The organism is Rhizobacter sp. P2_G4, assembly GCF_056403575.1.
Map to the genome: position 1 here is coordinate 164182 of NZ_JBFUFG010000003.1, position 18486 is coordinate 182667.

19 protein-coding genes are annotated in these 18486 nt (G+C 66.0%); 7 read left to right on the forward strand and 12 right to left on the reverse strand.

Annotated features, from left to right (window positions below; translation table 11 throughout):
* Nucleotides 1-74: 74 nt before the first annotated feature.
* From AC1DYS_RS13665 to AC1DYS_RS13710, 10 genes are all read right to left on the reverse strand, one after another.
* The gene (locus AC1DYS_RS13665; RefSeq protein WP_477899937.1) at nucleotides 75-971 is read right to left on the reverse strand and encodes a TauD/TfdA dioxygenase family protein; all 897 of its coding nucleotides are present in this window, start codon (nucleotides 969-971) and stop codon (nucleotides 75-77) included.
* A 107-nt stretch (nucleotides 972-1078) separates the two neighbouring features.
* Nucleotides 1079-1918, reverse strand: a complete 840-nt coding sequence (locus AC1DYS_RS13670; protein WP_477899939.1) for a class I SAM-dependent methyltransferase — start codon at nucleotides 1916-1918, stop codon at nucleotides 1079-1081.
* Nucleotides 1915-2829, reverse strand: a complete 915-nt coding sequence (locus AC1DYS_RS13675; RefSeq protein ID WP_477899941.1) for a TauD/TfdA dioxygenase family protein — start codon at nucleotides 2827-2829, stop codon at nucleotides 1915-1917. Before AC1DYS_RS13675 ends, AC1DYS_RS13670 begins: the two co-directional genes overlap by 4 nt.
* Before the next feature lie 49 nt (nucleotides 2830-2878).
* The gene (locus tag AC1DYS_RS13680) at nucleotides 2879-3805 is read right to left on the reverse strand and encodes a TauD/TfdA dioxygenase family protein (RefSeq protein ID WP_477899943.1); all 927 of its coding nucleotides are present in this window, start codon (nucleotides 3803-3805) and stop codon (nucleotides 2879-2881) included.
* Between the two features lie 19 nt (nucleotides 3806-3824).
* Complete coding sequence (locus AC1DYS_RS13685; RefSeq protein WP_477899945.1) at nucleotides 3825-5180, reverse strand: LLM class flavin-dependent oxidoreductase; 1356 nt, start codon at nucleotides 5178-5180, stop codon at nucleotides 3825-3827.
* Between the two features lie 55 nt (nucleotides 5181-5235).
* Nucleotides 5236-6093, reverse strand: a complete 858-nt coding sequence (locus tag AC1DYS_RS13690; RefSeq protein ID WP_477899947.1) for an ABC transporter ATP-binding protein — start codon at nucleotides 6091-6093, stop codon at nucleotides 5236-5238.
* A gap of 34 nt (nucleotides 6094-6127) precedes the next feature.
* Nucleotides 6128-6934 carry an ABC transporter permease gene (locus tag AC1DYS_RS13695; RefSeq protein WP_477899949.1) on the reverse strand — a complete coding sequence of 269 codons (807 nt, stop codon included), beginning with the start codon at nucleotides 6932-6934 and terminating at the stop codon, nucleotides 6128-6130.
* Nucleotides 6934-7818, reverse strand: coding sequence for an ABC transporter permease (locus AC1DYS_RS13700; protein WP_477899951.1), 885 nt, complete (start codon nucleotides 7816-7818; stop codon nucleotides 6934-6936). Before AC1DYS_RS13700 ends, AC1DYS_RS13695 begins: the two co-directional genes overlap by 1 nt.
* A gap of 2 nt (nucleotides 7819-7820) precedes the next feature.
* The gene (locus tag AC1DYS_RS13705) at nucleotides 7821-8915 is read right to left on the reverse strand and encodes an ABC transporter substrate-binding protein (RefSeq protein WP_477899953.1); all 1095 of its coding nucleotides are present in this window, start codon (nucleotides 8913-8915) and stop codon (nucleotides 7821-7823) included.
* On the reverse strand, nucleotides 8912-9997 hold the full coding sequence (locus tag AC1DYS_RS13710; protein ID WP_477899955.1) for an ABC transporter substrate-binding protein: 1086 nt from the start codon (nucleotides 9995-9997) through the stop codon (nucleotides 8912-8914). The genes AC1DYS_RS13705 and AC1DYS_RS13710 overlap by 4 nt, the downstream gene beginning before the upstream one ends.
* Before the next feature lie 229 nt (nucleotides 9998-10226).
* On the opposite strand from AC1DYS_RS13710, the gene soxC reads away from it, so the two are divergent.
* From soxC to AC1DYS_RS13735, 5 genes are all read left to right on the forward strand, one after another.
* Nucleotides 10227-11507, forward strand: coding sequence for a sulfite dehydrogenase (gene soxC / locus AC1DYS_RS13715; RefSeq protein WP_477899957.1), 1281 nt, complete (start codon nucleotides 10227-10229; stop codon nucleotides 11505-11507).
* 4 nt (nucleotides 11508-11511) lie between these two features.
* Nucleotides 11512-12087: a c-type cytochrome gene (locus AC1DYS_RS13720; RefSeq protein ID WP_477899959.1), complete on the forward strand. Its 576-nt coding sequence runs from the start codon at nucleotides 11512-11514 to the stop codon at nucleotides 12085-12087.
* A 178-nt stretch (nucleotides 12088-12265) separates the two neighbouring features.
* Complete coding sequence (locus AC1DYS_RS13725) at nucleotides 12266-12517, forward strand: hypothetical protein (protein ID WP_047495779.1); 252 nt, start codon at nucleotides 12266-12268, stop codon at nucleotides 12515-12517.
* Between the two features lie 288 nt (nucleotides 12518-12805).
* The gene (locus tag AC1DYS_RS13730) at nucleotides 12806-13684 is read left to right on the forward strand and encodes an RNA polymerase sigma-70 factor (RefSeq protein WP_477899961.1); all 879 of its coding nucleotides are present in this window, start codon (nucleotides 12806-12808) and stop codon (nucleotides 13682-13684) included.
* A gap of 214 nt (nucleotides 13685-13898) precedes the next feature.
* A complete protein-coding gene (locus tag AC1DYS_RS13735) occupies nucleotides 13899-14378 on the forward strand; it encodes a carboxymuconolactone decarboxylase family protein (protein WP_477899963.1) in 480 nt (159 codons plus the stop codon).
* A 203-nt stretch (nucleotides 14379-14581) separates the two neighbouring features.
* Here the strand turns inward: AC1DYS_RS13735 and AC1DYS_RS13740 are convergent, their stop codons facing one another.
* Nucleotides 14582-15214 (reverse strand): NADPH-dependent F420 reductase, encoded by a 633-nt coding sequence (locus tag AC1DYS_RS13740; protein ID WP_477899965.1) that lies wholly within the window; start codon nucleotides 15212-15214, stop codon nucleotides 14582-14584.
* A gap of 119 nt (nucleotides 15215-15333) precedes the next feature.
* Between AC1DYS_RS13740 and AC1DYS_RS13745 the strand changes: the two genes are divergently transcribed.
* The gene (locus tag AC1DYS_RS13745; RefSeq protein WP_477899967.1) at nucleotides 15334-16233 is read left to right on the forward strand and encodes a LysR family transcriptional regulator; all 900 of its coding nucleotides are present in this window, start codon (nucleotides 15334-15336) and stop codon (nucleotides 16231-16233) included.
* Between the two features lie 39 nt (nucleotides 16234-16272).
* Here the strand turns inward: AC1DYS_RS13745 and AC1DYS_RS13750 are convergent, their stop codons facing one another.
* Nucleotides 16273-18267: a peptidase inhibitor family I36 protein gene (locus AC1DYS_RS13750; protein ID WP_477899969.1), complete on the reverse strand. Its 1995-nt coding sequence runs from the start codon at nucleotides 18265-18267 to the stop codon at nucleotides 16273-16275.
* 71 nt (nucleotides 18268-18338) lie between these two features.
* Here AC1DYS_RS13750 and AC1DYS_RS13755 point away from each other — a divergent pair, with 71 nt between their 5' ends.
* Nucleotides 18339-18485 carry a hypothetical protein gene (locus AC1DYS_RS13755; protein ID WP_477899971.1) on the forward strand — a complete coding sequence of 49 codons (147 nt, stop codon included), beginning with the start codon at nucleotides 18339-18341 and terminating at the stop codon, nucleotides 18483-18485.
* Nucleotide 18486 lies beyond the last annotated feature (1 nt).

The following is an 18486-nucleotide window of genomic DNA, read 5'->3' on the forward strand; positions in this document are numbered from 1 at the left end:
GAGGCCGCGGCACGGGCGGCCATTCAAACGGGGAAACATGCGGAACTCCGGGTTCAAGGATGAGGTGTCAGGGATCAGAAGGGCAGGTCGCCTTCGATCGTGGTGCGGTTCAGGCGGCGGCGCATGTGGTCGGGGCAGCCGGCGGCCAGGTGCATCAGCGAGCGGTTGTCCCAGAACACCATGTCGTGTGGTTGCCATTGGTGGCGGTACAGGTGCTCGGGTTTCACGCTGTGGGCAAACAGCTGGGCCAGCAGGTCGCGGCTTTCATCTTCGGGCAGGCCGACGATGCGGGTCGTGAAATGCTCGCTGACGAACAGGGCCTTGCGGCCGGTCTCGGGGTGCGTGCGCACGACCGGCTGCTCCACCGGCTTCACCTGCGCCACCTGTTCGTCGCTGAGCTTGGGCCGCCACGGGCTGCGCGCGCGCAGCTCTTCGTATTTGGCGAGGTACGAGTGCTCGGCGCGCAGGCCGCTCACCTGGCGCCTCAGCACGTCGGGCAGGGTGTCCCACGCGAGATGCATGTTGGCGAATAGGGTGTCGCCGCCCTCTTCAGGCAACTCTTGCGCGTGTAGCAGCGAACCGAGACTGGGCTTCTCCTTGTACGACAGGTCCGAGTGCCAGTAGTGGCCGGCATCGCCCAGGCCGATTGGCTTGCCGTTCTCGACGATGTTGGAGACGACCAGGATCTCCGGGTGACCCGCCAGCAAAAACTGGTGCAGCACGTGGATCTGCAGCGGCCCGAAGCGGCGGCTGAAGTCGATCTGCTGCTGCGGGGTGATGCGTTGGTCGCGGAACACCAGCACGTGGTGGTCGAGGTGGGCGCGGTGGATGCGCGAGAAATCGGCATCGGGCAGCGGCCGATGAAGGTCGAGGCCGATCACTTCGGCGCCGACGGGCGCGTCGAAGCGGCGGATTTCGATCGTCGACGCGGGCGCGGTGCGAGCCGCGGTGTCGTGCAGGGCAAGGCTCATGCTGTCATGCGAGGCAAAGCTGCAGTCTAGGCAGCCTGGCCACCGCATGGGAAGAACGAAAACCTGCTGTGCTTTCTCGCTCAGCGCCTATGGGCTTGTGTGTGGGCTTAAGCGCTGGGCCGATGGCGCCGTGCGCTCGCGAACACCAGGTGCCGCTGCAGGGGAATGGTGGCGCCCCGCCTCCGAAGTTCCAGCAGCTCGGCCAGCCGGTCGCGCACCCGCCCGCGTTGGTCGGGCTCGAAGTCGCTGAGCCAGTTGCCGAACGAGCTGCTGCGGCTCCAGGCAATCAGCTCGTCCACGTCTTGCAGCTGGTCGACGAAGGTGTGCGAGGCCACCTCGATGCCGCTGAAACCGGCCTGCGCCAGTAGCTCGGCCAGGCGGGCGGCATCCACGCGGTGATTGTGTGCGCCGGCTGGTTGGCCTACGCTGCGCAGGCCCACCTCGTCGAGTGCCTGGCGCAGCAGCACGTTCGAGTCGTGCGGCCGCAGCGCATCGGCGCTGTTGAGCGCAATGCGTCCACCGGGCCGCAACACGCGCAGCGCCTCGGCCAGTGCCTTGGGCTGGTCGGGCACCCAATGGAAGACGCTGTTGAGGTAAACCGCGTCGAAGCTCTCGTCGGCAAATTCGGACAGGTCTTCCGCGCGGCCGACCTTGGTGTGCAGGCGGGTGTGCTTGCGCGCGGCAATCACGACGCGCAGCGGCAGCGGGTCGATGCCGATCACCTCGCCGCGGTCGCCCACCTGATCGGCCACCCAGGCGCCGAGCAGGCCGGTTCCACAGCCGACGTCGAGCACACGGTCGCCTTTCTTCAGGTTGAGCAAGGCCACCAGCTGCTTGCCGTGCTCGAACTGTCGGAATCCAACGCGGTCGTAGGTGGCGGCCAGGGCGGCGGTGTCGTGGTCGAGCCGCACGTCGGGCGCGGCCACCGTGGCGAGGCCGGCTGTCATGCCGAGGTCCTAGGTTGGTCGACACGCACGCGGCTGCGCTGGCCGTCCACTGACACCGGCACGTCGCCAGCGACGGTGATGCGGCGCATCACGCGGTGCTCGTCGCCGTAGTCGTTGATGGCGTAGTGCTGCGTGGCGCGGTTGTCCCAGATCGCCACGTCGCCAGCGGCCCAGCGCCAGCGCACGGTGTTCTCGTGCCGCGTGATGTGGTTCTGGAAGATCGTCAGCAGGTGGTCGCTGTCTTGCGTGTTGTAGCCGATGAAGTTCTTGATGAAGTGGCCCGACACCAGCGTGCATTCACCGGTCTCGGGATGAACGCGCACCAGCGGGTGCTCGGCCTGGACGAGGCGCGAGGTGAAGACCTCCCGGTAGTGCTTGGCACCATGGTTGTCGGGCGTGACGCGGGTGGCGGCGTAGTCGTAGTCGTTACCGTGCACGGCCCACAGGTTCTCGGCCAAGGTCTTGAGTGCCGGCGTCAGCTCGTCGTAGGCGGCCGCGGTGTTGGCCCACACCGTGTCACCGCCGCGTGGTGGGATGGTCACCGCCCGCAAGATCGACACCTGCGGATAGTCGACCTCGAAGGTCACGTCGGTGTGCCACGAATTCGCTCGCCCGCCGTGGCGCGAATCGAGCTCGAGGATCTGCGTGCCGTCTTTCGATGGCACGGTCGGGTGCTCGACCAGCTCGCCCCAGAGTCGGCCGAAGGCCTGCTGCTCGGCATCGTCCAGGTGCTGCTGGCCGCGGAAGAAGAGCACCTTGTTCTGGTACAGCGCCTGCTTGATTGACGCGAAGGTCGACGCAGACAGCCGGCCCGAGAGGCGCAGGCCGTGCACCTCGGCGCCGATGCGGCCGGACAAGGGCACGAGATCAAGTTCGGCCGTGTCGGCCGGTTGGTTCAGGACAGCGCTCATCACAGACTCCTTCAAGGTGTTGATTGATGTTTGCGGCTTGCGCCGCCGCTCAGAACGGCCGGCTGCCAGACAGGCTGATGCGCTTGAGCACGCGCCGGTCTGCAGCATCGAACGCGCTGCGCGAATGCAGCGTGGCCTGGTTGTCCCAGTAAACGATGTCGCCCACCTGCCAGCGGTGCGTGTAGGCAAAGCGGGGTTGCAGCAGGTGCGCGCGCAGCCGCTCGACCAGGTCGGCGCCTTGCGATGGCGGCACGCCAACTACCTCGACTTCGGTGGACTCGTCGAGGTAGAGGATCTTGCGGCCCGAGTCGGGATGCGTGCGCACCAGCGGGTGCGCTTCGAACGGGGTCAGGGGCTCGATGTCAGGCGTGCGGTAGCGCGGGAAGACACCCGACGCCAGCGGCTTGAGCCGGCGCAGGAAGGGGTTGTAGGTGATGAGCTGAAGGCCGTCGATCAGAAGCTTGGTGGCGGCGTCGAGCGCGTTGTAGGCCGCGGCCAGGTTGATCCAGGTGGTGTCGCCCCCCGACTGCGGAACCTCCAATGCGTAAAGCAACGAGCCCGACGACGGCACCGGCGTCCAGTGGTGATCGGAATGTGCGCTCAGCTCGTGATTCCCCAGCACGCCGTTCTCGACGTTGGACACCTTCACGATGGCCGGTGTGTTGCCGCCGTACGGGTCGGAGGCCAGCACCGGCACATCTTGGGGCGGCTGGAACACATCGCCGAAGCTGCGGGCCAGGCGCAGGAACTGCGCGTCGTCGAGCTGCTGCCCGCGCAACAGCAGGATGTGGCGGTCGCGCAGCGCCTTCTTCAGCGCCAGGGCCTGGTCGGCGCGCAGCGGCTGGCGGGCGTCCAGGTCGGTGACCACGGCGCCGAGGGCTGCGTCGAGGTCGTGAACGGCCCAGTGCGGTGGCGATGTTCGGGCCGCTGGCGGTTCAGCAACCGTGCGGGTGGGTTCATCCAAGGTGGTGGTCATGGTGTTTCCCGTTGGGTGGTCAGGCGGCACGCGCGGCAGGCGCGCTTGCATAGCGGCTGGCGGGGCGCTCCAGGCCGAGGTTCTCGCGCAAGGTCTTGCCTTCGTAAGCAGTGCGGAACAGGCCGCGGCGTTGCAGCTCCGGCACCACCAGGTCGACGAACTCGTTGAGCGACTGCGGCAGCACCGGCGGCATCACGTTGAAGCCATCGGCCGCGCCGTTCTCGAACCACGACTGCATCTGGTCGGCGATGGTCTTCGGCGTGCCGATCACGACCCAGTGGCCGCGCGCACCGGCGAGGTACTCGTAGAGCTGGCGCACGGTGAGCTTCTCGCGGCGCGCGAGTTCGATCACCACATGGGCACGGCTGTTGATGCCTTTCGGCGGCTCGGGGTAGTAGGGCGGCGGCGCATCCAGGTCCCAGCGCCGCAGGTCGTCGTTCGGCCAGAACTGCGCGATGGTGTTGAGGCCCACCGAGGGGTGGATCAGCTTCTGCAACTCGGCCCACTTGGCCTTGGCCTCGGCCTCGGTGCGGCCGATCACCGGCGAGATGCCAGGCAGCACCAGCAGCTGCTCGGGGCGGCGGCCGTACTTCGCCATGCGGCCCTTCACGTCCGCGTAGAAGTTGCGGGCCTCGGCCTCGCTGGTCCAGGCGGTGAAGATGGCCTCGGCGGTGGCGGCAGCGAGCTCCTTGCCGTCTTCCGACGAGCCGGCCTGCACGATCACCGGGTGGCCTTGCGGCGAACGCTCGATGTTCAGCGGACCCTTCACCTTGAAGTGCTTGCCGACGTGGTTCAGCGCGTGCAGCTTCTTGGGGTCGAAGTAGACCCCCGAAGCGGCGTCGCGCGAGAACGCGTCGTCGTCATAGCTGTCCCACAGGCCCTTCACCACCTCCACGAATTCATGCGCGCGCTCGTAGCGCAGCGCGGGGTCAGGGTGGGCCTCCAGGCCGAAGTTGCCGAACACGTTCTCGGCGGCAGTCGTCACCACGTTCCACGCCGCACGGCCCTTGCTGAGGTGGTCGAGCGACGCGAACTTGCGCGCCAGCAGATACGGGTCTTCGTAAGTCGTCGACGCGGTGGCGACGAAGCCGATGTGCTTCGTCACCGCCGACAACGCGGCCCACAGCGTCACCGGCTCGAAATGCGAGACACGGCCTTGCCGGCTCAGCGACTCGTCGTCCCCGCGGTGCTGCACGCCCGGACTGTCGGCCACGAACACCTGGTCGAAGAGGCCGCGCTCGGCGGTTTGCGCCACCTCGATGTAGTGGTCGATGTTGACACCCGAGTCGACCTGCGAACCGGGGTGCCGCCAGGCGGCCACATGGTGGCCGGTGGCCATGATGAAGGCGCCGAGGCGCAGTTTCTTGTCGGACATGGTGGGCTCTTTCGTGGGGTGAGGTGCGTGTGTCAGGAGGGGCGTCAAAAAGGCGTCAAAGGGCGAAGCGCAGCCCGGCGGGCAAGGGGAACCGGATGCCCGCGCGTTCGTTGTCGAAATCGTCGCGGCTGGCGTGGCGGGCGTTCGCCGCGGCTTCGGCTTCACCGGCGAACTCGGCGAGCACGTCTTCCTTGATGCGCGAGAACGGCAGGCCGACGCGGTCGCGCGGGTGCGCCAGCTCCACCGGCACGATGCGGCGGATGCGGCCCGGCCTCGGCTCCATCACGACCACCTTGTCGCCGAGGTACACCGCTTCTTCGACGTCATGCGTCACGAGGATCATCGTGATGCCCTCGGCTTGCCAGATGCGGTGCAGCTCCTGCTGCAAGTGAGCGCGCGTCAGTGCGTCCAGCGCGCCGAAGGGTTCGTCGAGCAGTAGCACTTCAGGCCGGTTGACGAGCGCGCGGGCAATCGCCACGCGTTGCGACATGCCGCCCGAGAGCTGGTGCGGGTAGGCCGCTTCGAATCCACCCAGGCCGACCAGCTCGATGTGCTCGCGCACCGAGGCCGCCTTCTCGTCTTCGCCCAGCTTGGCATTCAGCAGGCCGAGTGCGATGTTCTGCGACACCGTGAGCCACGGGAAGAGCCGGTGCTCCTGGAACACGATGCCGCGGTTCAGGCTGGTGCCGACGATGCGCTGGCCATCGAGCCGCACCTCGCCCTGGTAGTTGTCTTCGAGCCCGACGATCAGGCGCAGCAGCGTCGACTTGCCGCAGCCGCTGCTGCCCACGATGCTGACGAACTCGCCCGGGTTGACGGTGAGCGTGATGTCGTTGAGCACGGGCAGGGCTTCGCCCTTCACCTCGTACTGCTTGCTCAGGTGGTCGATCTGCAATGTGCCGGCATGGGCCATGGGGTGTGTCCTCTTGATTCGCGTGAAAAGAGATTCAGAACTGCGCGACGGAGCGGCCGCGCCAGGCCAGCGCGCGCGCTTCGATGCGACTGGCGACCCAGTTGAGTGAAAAGCCGACGACGCCCACCACGATCACGCCGAACAGCACCAGGTCCATCAGGAAGTGCTCGCGGCCGTCGACCATGGTGTTGCCGATGCCTTCGCCCGAGACCAGCAGGTACTCCGCGCCCAGCGTGGCGAGCCACGCGTAGATGAGCCCGAGGTGAATGCCCGCGAAGATCGACGGCGAAGCGGCCGGCAGGATCACCTTGGCCCAGGTCTGCACGCGGTTGAACTTGAGCACACGTGCCACCTCGAGCAGGTCAGCCGGCACGCTGCGAATGCCTTCGAAGGTGTTGAGCACCACCGGGAAGAACGCAGCCAGCGACAGGAATGCCACCTTGGCTGCGTCGCCCAAGCCGAACCACACCGACAGCAGCGGAATCCACGCGAACAGCGAAATCTGCTTCAGCGTGTGAAAGCTCGGCCCGGCCAGCTTCTCGAACAGCCGGGAGGCACCGAGTGCGGCACCGAAGGCCAGCCCACCGAAGGCGCCGATCGCAAAGCCGATCAGGTCGCGCCGCAGGCTTGCTGCGAGCGCCCAGAACACATGGCCGCTCGTCACCTGCTCGACAGCCGTCAGCCAGACCTTGGCGGGCGCAACCAGCAGCGGTGAGCTCGACCAGCCGAAGCGCGCCGCCGCCCACCAGGTGACGACGATGAGCACCGGGATCACGAAGCCGCGCAGCGGCTTGGGTATGAATGTGCCGCGCAGCGGCTTGGGCACGAATGTGGTGGCCATCAGAAGGCCTCCTTGCGCCAGCCGAGCAGGCGCCGCTCGGCGAGTGCCAGCAGTTTGTCGAGCGCATAGCCGACGGCACCGACGACGACCACCGCGGCGAGCACCACGTCGAGCTGGAACAGCTGGCGGCCGTAGACGATCATGTAGCCCAGGCCCTCGCTGCTGGCGAGCAGCTCCACCACCACCAAGGCCAGCCATGCATGCGTGAGGCCATAGCGCACGCCGTTCCAGATGGGGGCCAGCGCGGCAGGGAACACCACCTTCGACAGCATCTGCCAGCGCGTGAACTCGAGCGCTCGCGCCACCTCGATGTAGCGCGTGGGCACGCCCTGGATGCCCTTGTAGGTGTTGAGCGTGATCGGCACCAGCGCGGCCTTGCTGATGAGGATGATCTTCAGCGCCTCGTCGATGCCCACCAGCAGCATCAGCAGCGGCAGCCAGCCGAGCACCGGCACCTGCGCGAAGGCCTTGAAGGTGGGGTAAACGTAGTCCTTGAACGTGGGCGACAAGCCCATCGCCACGCCCAGCGTGAGCCCGCCCACCAGGCCGACCGAGAAGCCGGCCAGCACGCGCAGCAGGCTGATCTGCAGGTTGGCCCAGAGCTCGCCGCTCAGCACTGAATCCTTGAAGGTGAGGGCGACCGCTTCAGGCGCGGGCAGCACCTGCGGTGCAACCCATTCGAAGTGCGCGGCCAGTGCCCACACGGCGAGTACCGTCAGCGGCAAGGGCCAGCCCAGCAGCCAGTCTCGGAGGTGTGGCCAAGGCGTCGCTTGAGTCGTGCGAAGAGTTGCCGCCTGGCTCGCTTGCGGGTGTGGCGCAAGCGAGGTTGTCCCAAGAGAAGGCGGTGCGATGCCGTCGGCAGTGATGAGCAGGTCTCGCTTCATCGTCAGGCTCCGAGGATCTTGCCGTTGGCCTGGTAGATCGGCCAGAAGTTCTCGAGCTTCTGCTCGCGCAAAGCGGCTTGCAGGTAGCGCGTATCGATCCAAGGCGTCGCGTCGAAGCGGGCGCGGCTGAGCTTGAAGCGCTGGGCCTGCTCGATCGCGTCCTTGTAGCGGCCGACGAGGAAGGGGTCGAAGTTCGGGTTAAGCCGCACGCGAAGCGGCTCGCCGGCGTAGTCTTCCTTCCAGTGCTCGAAGGGCGTGCCGGCACGCGCCCACAGGCGCAGCACCTCTTCGCGGTTGGCTTCGTCGGAGGCCCATTTCGCGGTGTGCACCGCCACGTTGACAACACGCTGCACCAGCTGCGGGTTGGCTTCGGCAAAGCGGTCGGTCACCAGAACGTGGCCTTGCCGCGTGAAGATCGGCGAGTCGTTCTTGCTCGAATACAGCACCCGCACCTGGCCCTTGTCGCGCAGCCGCAGGATGTCCATCGAGCCGATCGCAGCGTCGATGTCTTTGGTCGACAAGGCGGTGAGGTAGCCGGCGGTGTCGAGGTTGAGGATCTTGAGGTCCTTCTCGGTCAGGCCGTGTGCCTCCAGCAGGCGCAGCGCCGGCAGGTGCATGTTGGTGCCGCGGAACAGCGAGACGCGCTTGCCGCGCAGGTCGGCCACGGTCTTCAGCGGCGAATCGGGCGGCACGCCGATGTAGATGTTGGAGCGCACGCCGTTGGCCACCACCAGCCGCGTCTTCAGCCCGGCAGACCTGGCGATGATGGCTGGCAGGTCGCCCTGCACGGTGAAGTCGAGTTGGTTGTTGGTCAGCGCCTCGTTGACGGCAGGGCCGGCGCCCTTGAAGAAGAACCACTCGACCTGGATGCCGTCGGCCTTGAACTCCTCTTCGAACCAGCCCTTGGCGTGCGCGATGGCGATCGAGCTGCCGCCGAAGCCGGGTGGGCTGCCGATGGCCGGCTGCGCCACGCCGATGCGGATGGTGCGCGCGGCCGGGTCCGTCGCAGCGAACGCGGGCAGGCCCACGGCCGACCCGGTTGCGCCTGCGGCCACCAGCTGCAAGGCGCGGCGGCGGGTGAAGTGCCGTTCGCTCATCGTGCGGCCGCCACGTTGCTGCCGACCAGCTTGCCATCGGCCGCGTATTCGGGCCAGTAGCCTTCGAGCTTCTGCGACTTCAGCGCTGCGTTCACGAAGCGCGGGTCGAACCAGGTGTCGATCTCGGGCTTGCTGCGGATCAGCTTCAGGGTGAAGGCCTCGGCCGCCGCATCCTTGTAGCGTGCGACGAGGAAGGGGTCGAGCAGCGGCGACAGGCGCACGCGCAGCGGCTGGCCGACGAAGTCTTCACGCCAGAACCTCTCCGGATATTCGGCCTTGCCCCACTGCGCGAACAGCTCGCCGCGCTGTGACTCATCGGAATAGGCGCGCGCGGTCTTCACCACCGTGTCGACCACACGCTGCACGATCTGCGGCTGCCGCGTCGCGAACTCGTCGCTGACGAGCAGGGCCGTCTGGCGCGTGTAGCGGAACGAATCCTGAGCGGCCGACCAGCCGACCTTGGCCGACCCCTTCTCGCGCAGCATGAAGAGCTCGACGTAGCCGAAGGCCGCATCGATGTCCTTGGTGGTGAGCGCGGCCTGGGCCGCGGCGGTGTCGAGGTTGATCAGCTTGAGGTCGCTCTCCTTGATGCCTTTGTCGGCGAGTGCGCGCACCGCCGCGAGGTGCAGGTTGGTGCCCTTGAAGACCGCAACGCGCTTGCCTTTCAGGTCTTCGAGTTTCGTGATGGTGGAGTCGGGTGGCACGCCGAGGTACAGGCCATTGCGCACGCCGCTGCCGACGATGATGCGGGTCTTCACGCCACCGGCGCGGTGCACGATGGAGGGCAGGTCGCCTTGCCACGCGAAGTCGAGCTGCTTGTTGACGAGTGCTTCGTTGACGGCGGGGCCGGCGCCCTTGAAGTAGATCCACTCGACCTTGATGCCGTCCTTCGCGAACTCCTGCTCCAGCAAGCCCTGTGCATTGACGAGGCCGACGGTCGAGCTGCCGGTGCGAGGCGGTGTGCCGACACCGCCGGTGGCCACGCCGATGCGGATCGCCGCAGGTGTTTGTGCCAGCGCGAGCGTGGACGCGGTGAGCAGGGCGATGAGCGAGCCGAAGCGAAGCCAGTGTTTCAGGTTCATGGTGATCTCGACAAGAACTGCGCAAAAGTTGCGATGAGGTCGAGACCATAGAAGTGCGTGTCAACGCTGTGAACTGAGCATTTCGCGTTTGCTTATGTGATTGATCGCGAGCTTCACGACACGAGCGTCACGCGCACAAACCGGATATGCACATGCGATTCGGTTGCTTGGTTCGGCGACATCGGTGGGCTACGTTCGCGGTCCCGTTCCATGTCCATGAAAGCTTGTGATGTCTCGCGAAACGAATGAATCGCCTGTGGCCGAATCGCCCAACCCGCGCCGGCGCTTTCTGCGCTCGACGACTGCGCTGATCGGTGCGGCTGCAGGCAGCGCACCAGCACTCGCACAGACCGCGGTGCCGCAAGCCGAGAGCGCGCTGCCGGTGCCCGAGTCGATGAAGGCACCCGGTGCACCGGTGGGTGGCAAGCTGTATGGCGAGCCATCGCCGTTCGAGCGCAAGGCGATCCGCAACGTCAACCCGAACCTGCCGCAATACATCTCGGCGTCGAGCCGCACGCCACTGGGCGAGCTCGACGGCATCATCACGCCGAGCGGGCTGTTCTATGAGCGGCACCACGGTGGCGTGCCGGCCATCGACCCGGCGCAGCACCGGCTGATGCTGCACGGGCTGGTGAAGACACCGCTGCTCTTCACGGTGGACGAGTTGCGGCGCTTTCCATCGGAGTCGCGCATCCACTTTCTCGAATGCTCGGGCAACCCCAGCTACAAGAAGCCGTACGGCAAGACCGCCTCCGACCTGATGGGCTTGGTGAGCTGCGCCGAATGGACCGGCGTGGCGCTGAAAACGCTGCTCGATGAAGCCGGGCTGTTGCCCTCGGCGAAATGGGTGGTTGCCGAAGGTGCCGATGCGGCCGGCATGACGCGCAGCATCCCCATCGAGAAGTGCCTCGAGGATGCGCTAGTCGTCTACAGCCAGAACGGCGAGCGGCTGCGGCCCGAGCAAGGCTACCCGATCCGCCTGCTGCTGCCGGGTTATGAAGGCAACATGAGCGTGAAGTGGCTGCGCCGCCTGCATGTGCTCGACGCGCCAGTGCACTCGCGCGAAGAGACCTCGAAGTACACCGACCTCATGCCCGACGGTCGTGCGCGGCAGTTCACGTTCTACATGGAGGCCAAGTCGATCATCACCTCGCCTTCGGGCGGGCAACGCGTCCCGAGCCCCGGGTTCGTCGAAATCCGCGGGCTGGCCTGGAGCGGGCACGGCAAGATCGCGCGCGTCGATGTGTCGGTCGACGGCGGCAGGAACTGGGCGCCATCGAGCTTGCAAGAGCCGGTGCTGTCACGCGCGCTGACGCGCTTCCGGCACGCGTGGCGGTGGGATGGCCAGCCGGCCGTGATCCAGAGCCGCGCGGTCGACGAGACCGGTTATGTGCAGCCTGTGTTCAGCCAGCTGCTCGGCGAGCGAGGCGACAACTCGCTGTACCACAACAACTCGGTGCAGCCCTGGCGCATCGCGGCCGACGGCGAGGTGACCAATGGCAACGCGTGATCGCATGCAAGCCTGCTTGCGCGTGGGGAGCATCGCCTTCGCGCTGTCGATGGGCGCGCTCTGCGCACCTGCTTCGGCGCAGTCGCGTTACGGCATCGGCCATGGGGCCACGCCGGCGCAGGTGGCGGCGTGGAACCTCGATGTCTCGCCCGACGGACGCAACCTGCCCGCCGGTCAAGGCAGCGTGCTGCGTGGGCGCGAGGTCTTTGCCAACCAGTGCGCTGCCTGCCATGGCGCGCGCGGCGAAGGTGGCAGCCTGGGCGACAAGCTCGCAGGCGGGCAGGGCACGCTCGCCACGCCGACGCCGGTTCGCACCGTGGGCAGCTACTGGCCGTATGCGACGACGCTGTTCGACTATGTGCGGCGCGCCATGCCCTTGAACGCGCCACAGTCGCTGTCGAACGAAGACGTGTACGCGGTGTCGGGCTATGTGCTGCATCTCAACGGCCTGCTGCCCGAAGACGCGGTCGTCAGCGCGAAGACGCTCACCGAACTGAAGATGCCCAACCGCGATGGCTTTGTGTTCGACCCACGACCTGATGTGCGCAACACTGGTTGCTTGCGCGACTGCATCAAGTGAGGCTGTGGCGTTCGGCATTGCACCGCCCGTATCCATGACGGGACGAACTCCTACACACGCATCACCTGGGCGCTGACTCTTGCTTTGTGCACCGGCAGGGAAGAATCACGGCACGTCGCTTGCCGGTTCGAAATTCGCGCAAGGCATGCGGCAACTTCGAAACATATGGAGAGATGAGATGAAAAAACTGATTGCTGCTGTTGCCGCGCTGGTTCTTGCAAATGTTGCTTTTGCTCAGGCGGGCACCGCTGTCAAGGAGGCTGGCAAGGCTACGGCCGAGACGACCAAGCAGGGTGTGGAGAACACCAAGGCCATGGCGTCGTCCCAGCCAGAGAAGACGGTGCACAAGGCGAAGGCCAAGGTGCACAAGGCCAAGGCCAAGCACCATGGCGAGAACGCCAAGGAAGCCGCCAAGGAAACCGTCAAGTAAGCCTGTAGAGATATTGAACGCCGACCTGCGTGGTACGCGGGTCGGCGTGCTGGCCCGCCTGCATGGCCGGGCGCGAATCTGCCGATTCGCTTGAGCTCTGGGGTGTGATCCACGTCCCCCGTGTCACAAAACGAAGGCCTCAAACGTCTAGAGGGGTGAGGCGTCTCGCTCGCCTTTTTCGTCGTGTGGCGGCTCGTTGGGAGTTGCACTGAAGAAGAAGGTCGGGCGAGACGGTGCTTGCTGCACCATCGCAGACCTCATTCACTTTGCAGCCACCCGGCCAGCCACATGGACGATTCGACCCGCACCTTCAACCGCCTTCGCCCGCGCCTGCAGGGCATTGCCTATCGCATGCTCGCTTCGATGGCTGAAGCCGAAGAGCTGGTGCAAGACGTGTGGATGCGCTGGAACGAGGCTGCGAAGGACACGCTCGAGAGCGCCGAGGCCTGGCTCGTCACCACCACCACGCGCCTGTCGATCGACCGGCTTCGTGCGGCCAAGGTACAGCGCGAGCACTACGTCGGCATGTGGCTGCCCGAGCCCGTGCTGACGGACACACCAGCCTCGCCTGAACAGATGCTGGAGCGCGCCGACCAGCTGTCGCTCGCGTTCCTCTTGCTGCTGGAGCGACTGTCTCCGGAGGCGCGCGCGGCGTTCCTGCTGCGCGAGGTCTTCGACGCCGACTACGACGAGGTGGCGCGGACGATCGGCAAGAGCGAGGCGGCCTGCCGCCAGCTCGTGCATCGCGCCAAGGCTCAGTTGCGCGAAGAGCAGCCGCGCTACGTCGTGCCGCCCGAAACCCATCACCGCCTGCTGAGCAGCTTTGCGCAGGCCATGACGGGTGGTGACTTCGCTGCATTGAGATCGATGCTGGCCGACGGTGCGGAGCTGATCGGCGATGGCGGTGGCAAGGTCACGACCTTCCCGAAACCGCTGGTGGGCGGGCAGCGCATCGCGCAGCTGTTCTTCGCCGCGAACCGGCGCTACGGTGATGCAGTGCGCGTTCAGCTGGTCAACATCAACGGCCAGTGGGGTTTGCTGCGCTTCATCGAGGGTGCGCTGGAGTCGGCGCAATCGTTCGAGACGGACGGCGAGCGGATCGTGCGCATCCACGTGCAGCGCAACCCGGACAAGCTGGCTCGCCTGACGGAACTGTTCGGGAGCTGAAGTCAGTCAACGCTGTGCGGGCTCGGCTTTCTGCTCGCCGCGACGTCACAAACGAGTGTCGTCGAACGTCTTGTTTGCATGGGATCGGCTCGACAGTGTCATGAAGGCTACAGCGCAGCCACCTGCGCATGCCTAGGATGACCTGGCAGGTCCCGATTCGTTCCGACACGTCGATCGGCGTGTTCGTCAAAAACTCACGCAACAAGGAAACGCCATGACCCAGCGCCTCAACCCCCTGCAGCAATCACCGGTGCTGTTCAAGAAGTTCGTCGAGTTCAGCATGCTGTCGAAAGCCGGCTCGATCGAGGAGAAGACGCTCGACCTCGTCGACATCCGCGCCTCGCAGATCAACGGCTGCGGTTTCTGCCTCGACATGCACGTGAAGCAGGCCAAGATGCACGGCGAGCGGGAACTGCGCCTTCACCACGTGGCGGTGTGGCGCGAGTCGACCCTGTTCAGCCCGCGCGAGCGCGCTGCGCTGGCGTGGACCGAGGCGCTGACCAAGCTGCCGGAACACGGCGTGCCCGACGACGTCTACGACCGCGTGCGCACGCAGCTATCGGACAAAGAAATCTCGGACCTCACCTTCGCTGTGATGACGATCAACGCGTGGAACCGCCTCAACGTCGGCTTCAAGACCGTGCCGGGTTCCAGTGACGCTGCGTTCGGGCTCGACAAGGCCGGGCTGAGCTGATCCTTCTTGCGGGGGCTTCCTGGATACTGTATAAATGCACAGTATCCGATAAGGAAGCCCCATGAACAGCTACCGCCGCCAGAACTACCGTCCCGCCCCCCGTGTTCCCGCGTGGCTTGAGCGCGTGTGGCGGTGGCTCTGAGCAGGCGGCCTCATCGATGTGAGGCCGCCGCCCTGGTCGTCGTACGTCAGATCGTCGTGCCTCAGGCCTTGTGGATCCAGGTCGGCGCGATGGCCGTGCCCAGACCGGCACCGTAGCCGAAGTAGACGTTCAACCCACCCAGCGGCTCCAGGTAGCGCGCGTTCTTCAGGCCACCTGCATCGATGGTCTCGAAGCCCATGCTCGTGGCCAATGTGATGGCGGTTTGCTTGGCGTGTGCGCTGTCCGAAGCGACGAAGACGCTGACCTTGCGGCCGTTGCCGAAGTCGGCACCACCCGCCAGCACCTGTGCGAACACGGTGTTGAAGGCCTTCACCACCTCGGCACCCGGCACGGCCTTGGCCAGTTCTTCACTTGCCGACGTGCTGTGCCCGAGGGTCAGGCCCATGTAGTCGGCGGTGAGCGGGTTGGAGATATCGATCACCACCTTGCCGGTGAGCGCACCCACGGCCGTCAGTGCCGCAGCGGCATCCCCTGCCGCAGTCGCGACGACGATGGCCTCGGCGTCGTTCGCAGCGTTGGCGGCCGTGATGGCGCGCACGCCCTTGTATTGCTCGGCAAGTGCCGAAGCCTTGGCGCTGTCGCGCGCCGTGACGCTGACGTGGTGGCCGGCAGTGTGGAGTTGCTTGACGAATGCCGAGCCCATGTTGCCGGCGCCGATGACGAGAACCTTCATGTCGAATCCTTCTGGAGTGGGCCGCTGCGGAGTCGCTACGGCATGGAAGGAATTTAGAAGTTGTTCGCCACGAGATAAACATGCTTCAATGGGATCAACTGTTCCTTGAAGTGAAACAAATGGACAAGTTCCAGGAGATGCGGGTCTTCGCCGCGGTGGTCGACGCCGGCAGCTTCATCGGCGCGTCGAACGCGATCGAGATGTCCAAGGCGGCGGTGACGCGCTACGTGCAAGACCTCGAAGCGCGCCTCGGCGTGAGGCTGTTGCACCGCACGACGCGCAAGCTCTCGCTGACGGAGGAGGGCGCCACTTTTCATGCGCGCTGCAAGGAACTGCTCTCCAACGTCGACGAAGCCGAGGCCGAGATCACCTCACGCGCTGGCGAGGCCTCGGGGCTGCTGAAGGTCAGCGCTCCGCTGAGCTTTGGCATCCTGCACTTGGCGCCCCTGTGGGCCGAGTTCATGACGCGTCACCCGAAGGTGAGGCTCGAGGTCACGTTGTCTGACCGTGTTGTCGACCTGGTGGAAGAGGGCTTCGACATGGCGGTGCGCATCGCACGGCTGCCAAGTTCGTCGCTCATCAGCCGCAAGATCGCGCTGACACGCATCGTGGTGTGTGCGTCGCCGGCCTACCTCAAGAAGCACGGCACGCCGAAGCACCCGAGAGAGCTCGTCGACCACACCGTGCTGGGCTACACGCTCGCATCGTGGGGCGACACCTGGGAGTTCGACGGCCCGGAGGGCCCTGTCTCGGTCAAGGTCTCGCCCTCGCTTCACACGAACAGCGGCGACACCTGCCGAGCGGTGGCGCTGCAGCACCAGGGCATCATTCTTCAGCCCTCGTTCCTGGTCGGCGGCGATCTGAAATCAGGCGCGCTGGTGCAGGTGCTGCCGGAATACCTGTCGCTCGCACTGGGCATCTACGCCGTCTACCCGACGCGCAAACACCTGTCGCCGAAGGTGCGCCTGCTGATCGACTTTCTCATCGAGTCCGCACGCAAGCTGGACTGGCCGACCTGAGCAGACGGGCGAACCCGTCTGCTCACATCGCCGGTGGGATTACCGGTTGTGCGTGCTGCGCACCGGGTTCAGCCCGTCGGACAACACCAGCTCGAAGCTGCCGCCGGCCGGCAGGTCGGCCGTCGACAAGGTTGCGCTGCCGCCGCGCAGGTCTTGCGCCAGCGTGCGGCGCTGGCCGCTGCCGACCCAGGTGACCGTGAGGTAGGGGTGCCGCGTGGCATCCCAGCTCAAGCGCGCGCTGCCAGCAGCTTCTTGAATCTGCACCTGCGGCGTGGTGGCCGACTGCGCACGTTCGAGGCTTGCCGCCTTGGCCTGAGTGTTCAGCAAGGTCTTGCCGTTCTGCAGGATGGTGATGCTCTGGATCGCACCCGGGTTCGGGATCGTGAAGCCGAAGTGCTGCAGAGTGGCGTTGTGGTCCAGCACGCGTGGTGCGAATGGGTAGTCGATGGTGCTCGTTGCGGTCACGATGCGCAGCGTGTAGGCCCCGGCTTCCGGAATGTTGGCCGTGCCCAGAAGCGACTTCACCGGGTTCAGTTCGGCACTCGTCGCACCGATCTCGCCGCTGATCAGCAGCAGGTCTTGCGGCGTGGCCGGTGTTGCCGACGCGGCGCTCTCGGTCAGCACCAGCTTGTCGGCGGGCGTCAGGTAGATCTGCATCTGCCGGTAGTTGTAGTCGGAGAAGACCTGGCCGCCGCAGTAGCTCATGATGTCGTGGCGATCGGTCGGGCGCGGGTCGTAGAAGCTGTTCGAGTCCGCGAGGAACGGCCACACGTAGCGGCCCGGCTTACCGAGGTTGGCATCGGGGTACGGGTAGTTCGGGTCCGGGTTGCCTGCGCCACCGCAAGCCGCATGCGGCAGCGAGAAGTTGTGGCCCAGCTCATGCGCCACCACGTCGCGCACGGTGGTCGGCTGGTCGGGCATGTCGAAGCCGACGCCTGCGTTGCCGCGCAGGTAGGCCAGGCCGGCCAGCCCCCAGGTGCGCTTCGGGATGAAGCCGAAGTAGTGGTCGTGCTTGGCAGCGCCTTCCATCGTGTGCAGGTCGGCCAGCTCGCCCAGCACCTTGCCGAAGGCATCGCTCCACCCGGCATCGGTGGTGGGCAGTGTCGTGACGCGGCTCGACACGTAGGTGGCATGCGACTGCACGGCCACGCTCGAGACCGGGAACAGCGCCTGCACGTGGGCGCCTTGGCTCACGGGCAGCTTGCCTGCCACGCCGGCGATCTGGATCGAGATCGGAACCAGCTTCATCGGCACGCCGCCGCCCACGCGTGGGGTTATCGTCGTTGCTGGGTTGCTGCCGACCTGTGCGGTCAGGGTGAGCCCGGCCTTCACCAGTTCGGCCGGCACCATCACGGTGTACGAATCGGTGAAGCTCGGCACCTGGGGCACGGTGCTTGGCAGGCTGGCGGTCGGTGGTGTGAGCAACAGGTCGACCGTCGCGCCGCCGTTGCTGTTTGCAACGCGCAGCGTGGCGCTGGGCTTGGTGGCGCCTGCCGTCGAGCTGGTCACGTTGACTTTCACCAGCGCGGCCTTGCCGGCGACCAGCACCAGCGCGCTGTCGTCGCTGTTGAACAGCATCGACTGCGCCACCTGGATGCTGCCGATCGGCGATGTGCCGGCGGGCGGCGGTGGAGGCGGGGGCGCCACCGGCGCGGTGATCTTCAGCGATGAAGCAAAGTCATTGAAGCCCGACGGCACCAGGGTGGCCGTGTCGGCACTGAGGCTCAGCGAGCGGCCGCCGTAGTTGCTGTGCTGGAACAGCTGAACCTTGTAGCCGGTGGGCACCTTGACGGAGGAGACGCGGTCGTTCCACTGCGAGCCGATCCAGGCGGTGTCGGCGCTGGCGCAGAAGCTTTGCCCTTGGTAGTTGATGTGCTCGAAGAAGCACACGGTGGCGCCGGTTGTCGCCTGCGCTGTTTCGGCACCCGCCGCGCTGTCATCTCCCGCTTGCTGGCTGCCGCCGCATGCGGCCAGCGTTGTTGCAAGGCTGAGCGCCGCCACTCTGTTCATCGTCTGCTGCAAGTCCAGTTCCACCGTGGTCTCCCTTTGTTCGACATCGATTAATGGTTCATCGCAATGAACGGGCTGACGCGCAATCGGGGCTCATGACCGCCGAGCGCGACTTCTGGTTTTCAGAACCTGTTCAGAGCGGCGTCATCTTCGCGATGGAACGTGCCCGTCCGCGTAACCTTTCTGTGCAGATCGGTAAGGGAGTGCAGTGGATGTGTGTGTTCGACCGTGTGCGATCGTGAT

Bases quoted from the DNA above. Each gene is read 5' to 3' on its own strand.
- AC1DYS_RS13665 (WP_477899937.1), bottom strand. From the start codon at position 971: ATGAGCCTTGCCCTGCACGACACCGCGGCTCGCACCGCGCCCGCGTCG.
- AC1DYS_RS13670 (WP_477899939.1), bottom strand. From the start codon at position 1,918: ATGACAGCCGGCCTCGCCACGGTGGCCGCGCCCGACGTGCGGCTCGAC.
- AC1DYS_RS13675 (WP_477899941.1), bottom strand. From the start codon at position 2,829: ATGAGCGCTGTCCTGAACCAACCGGCCGACACGGCCGAACTTGATCTC.
- AC1DYS_RS13680 (WP_477899943.1), bottom strand. From the start codon at position 3,805: ATGACCACCACCTTGGATGAACCCACCCGCACGGTTGCTGAACCGCCA.
- AC1DYS_RS13685 (WP_477899945.1), bottom strand. From the start codon at position 5,180: ATGTCCGACAAGAAACTGCGCCTCGGCGCCTTCATCATGGCCACCGGC.
- AC1DYS_RS13690 (WP_477899947.1), bottom strand. From the start codon at position 6,093: ATGGCCCATGCCGGCACATTGCAGATCGACCACCTGAGCAAGCAGTAC.
- AC1DYS_RS13695 (WP_477899949.1), bottom strand. From the start codon at position 6,934: ATGGCCACCACATTCGTGCCCAAGCCGCTGCGCGGCACATTCATACCC.
- AC1DYS_RS13700 (WP_477899951.1), bottom strand. From the start codon at position 7,818: ATGAAGCGAGACCTGCTCATCACTGCCGACGGCATCGCACCGCCTTCT.
- AC1DYS_RS13705 (WP_477899953.1), bottom strand. From the start codon at position 8,915: ATGAGCGAACGGCACTTCACCCGCCGCCGCGCCTTGCAGCTGGTGGCC.
- AC1DYS_RS13710 (WP_477899955.1), bottom strand. From the start codon at position 9,997: ATGAACCTGAAACACTGGCTTCGCTTCGGCTCGCTCATCGCCCTGCTC.
- soxC (WP_477899957.1), top strand. From the start codon at position 10,227: ATGTCTCGCGAAACGAATGAATCGCCTGTGGCCGAATCGCCCAACCCG.
- AC1DYS_RS13720 (WP_477899959.1), top strand. From the start codon at position 11,512: ATGCAAGCCTGCTTGCGCGTGGGGAGCATCGCCTTCGCGCTGTCGATG.
- AC1DYS_RS13725 (WP_047495779.1), top strand. From the start codon at position 12,266: ATGAAAAAACTGATTGCTGCTGTTGCCGCGCTGGTTCTTGCAAATGTT.
- AC1DYS_RS13730 (WP_477899961.1), top strand. From the start codon at position 12,806: ATGGACGATTCGACCCGCACCTTCAACCGCCTTCGCCCGCGCCTGCAG.
- AC1DYS_RS13735 (WP_477899963.1), top strand. From the start codon at position 13,899: ATGACCCAGCGCCTCAACCCCCTGCAGCAATCACCGGTGCTGTTCAAG.
- AC1DYS_RS13740 (WP_477899965.1), bottom strand. From the start codon at position 15,214: ATGAAGGTTCTCGTCATCGGCGCCGGCAACATGGGCTCGGCATTCGTC.
- AC1DYS_RS13745 (WP_477899967.1), top strand. From the start codon at position 15,334: ATGGACAAGTTCCAGGAGATGCGGGTCTTCGCCGCGGTGGTCGACGCC.
- AC1DYS_RS13755 (WP_477899971.1), top strand. From the start codon at position 18,339: ATGACCGCCGAGCGCGACTTCTGGTTTTCAGAACCTGTTCAGAGCGGC.